This is a genomic window from Vibrio ordalii ATCC 33509, assembly GCA_000257205.1.
Lineage (GTDB): Bacteria > Pseudomonadota > Gammaproteobacteria > Enterobacterales > Vibrionaceae > Vibrio > Vibrio ordalii.
The window spans coordinates 1-1,676 of sequence record AEZC01000084.1 but is presented as its reverse complement, the minus strand read 5'-3'; the positions used below and the strand labels follow the sequence as shown (position 1 = coordinate 1,676).

The following is a 1,676-nucleotide window of genomic DNA, read 5'->3' as shown; positions in this document are numbered from 1 at the left end:
AAAAACACCGCCGTTCTACGATTTGCTATCAGCTTACCCCGCTGTCAGTGCTACAGGGTTAAATAAGCGCAAGCTAAAACTAGCAATGGGACTGCAAGCATCACGAGGATACAAATACCATATCAGCAAGATTTGCTTACGGCATATAGAGCAGACAGCGAGTCAGTTTGGTATCAGCAATGCTGAATGCCATGAAATCGTCTTTGCCTTTCTCGCTCAATTTAGTAGCGCACTGAGTTCTATAGACAATCGATTTCCTGAAAAGGAGTTTTCGCGAGTAAAGGACGCCATATTTCAACATGCTACTGAAATCGTCGAAAAATTAAACAGAACAATTAAGTAAACATCTGAGGTAACAATTGTTGCCCATATTGTAAACATACTCGTTAGCAGTGAGGGGAAATATGGCTGAAACCACGACCAATGGAAGTAACACGACTCTCGACTTGAAGCAGTCTTTCGCGCTGTTAAGTGTCGATAAAAACGGTATCGTAACGATGAAATTTGGAGATGAAGTAACGGTTTTTATGAATGACAAATGCCCAGCAATCACGACCGATTTATTAAAAGTGATTGCGTCAATAAAAAACGGGAGTAGCCAGCAATGAAGCGTGAAAAAGAAAAGAACCGTGGTCTAACAGAAACTTCGTGTAAGAACCACTTCTGTTGATTGCTCCTTCTCAAGAAATGAAAAAAGAATTAGATGTGATCGTCGATGATTATTCAGTTCGATTTAGATGGCGACTATTAGGAGTGAGGATGGTATGAAAGCAAAAATCGGCATTCTATCAGAAGAGCTTGCTCGTAAGCGCATGATTCGCATTGCAGAAGGAAAAGTGACGTCTGAAGAACCTTACCCTCAATTTTTGTTTGAGTCACTGGCTGCGCTTTCACAACTGTTGTCTAACGAAAATGTTGAACTGTTGAATTTGATTGCTCGCGAGAAGCCAAACAGTCTTGATGAACTTGCTGAAATGAGTGGGCGTAGTATCAAGGATGTTACTGATGCTTTCGAAGCTCTTTCATCTAAGGGCTTTGCTTATCTGGATGTGAGGGAAATGGAATCTCGACCAATAGCGTTGTTTACGAAGTTCGAGATCGTAATGGGCAGTTCTCCTTTACTTTGAATTACACACAATTGGACACTTTTGAGTTTAAAAGTGTCACGAGCAAAAATTCAGCCTATGAAAGTTTTGGAAAGAACCTGCTTAGATTAATCATTTAAATTAGGAAAATGTTTATAGCGATTGGTCTTGATATTGAAAAGCCACTTAGTAAAGTGTACAGCCTCGTTGAAGTAGGTTACTCAATAGATAACTACTAAAACAGTTTAGCAAGTGAGAAATGAAGGGGAAGCTGGTAATGTCCTACTCTCACATGGGGAACCCCACACTACCATCGGCGCTACTGAGTTTCACTTCTGAGTTCGGAATGGGGTCAGGTGGTACCTCAGCGCTATGATTACCAGCTAAAAATGGTTACTTACTCTTCTTATACCAAGAGTATAGCTTTTCAGCGATACCCATTAGGCAAAGAATAACCGTCAGAAATGCAGCTAAGAATTCCATTATGTTGCTCCTATAAAGTAAGGAGCAAGCAACTAACGCTTCGCCATGCCCGCGCAGATCACGTTAGCTACAACTTTCTCGGACAAGTTAGTTGAACTGCTTACTCGT

General features: G+C 41.0%; 2 protein-coding genes, 1 rRNA gene and 1 pseudogene. 3 read left to right on the top strand and 1 reads right to left on the bottom strand.

Features of this window, described 5'->3' with window-relative positions; translation table 11 throughout:
* From VOR_RS19065 to VOR_RS0105530, 3 genes and pseudogenes are all read left to right on the top strand, one after another.
* Positions 1-343, top strand: a pseudogene (locus tag VOR_RS19065) (type II toxin-antitoxin system HipA family toxin); the annotation flags it as partial.
* Between the two features lie 61 nt (positions 344-404).
* A complete protein-coding gene (locus VOR_RS0105535; RefSeq protein WP_000852433.1) occupies positions 405-608 on the top strand; it encodes a hypothetical protein in 204 nt (67 codons plus the stop codon).
* A 156-nt stretch (positions 609-764) separates the two neighbouring features.
* Complete coding sequence (locus VOR_RS0105530; protein WP_010318730.1) at positions 765-1,127, top strand: HVO_A0114 family putative DNA-binding protein; 363 nt, start codon at positions 765-767, stop codon at positions 1,125-1,127.
* Positions 1,128-1,354: 227 nt separating this feature from the next.
* Here the strand turns inward: VOR_RS0105530 and rrf are convergent.
* Positions 1,355-1,469 (bottom strand): 5S ribosomal RNA (gene rrf, locus VOR_RS0105525).
* Positions 1,470-1,676: the final 207 nt, after the last annotated feature.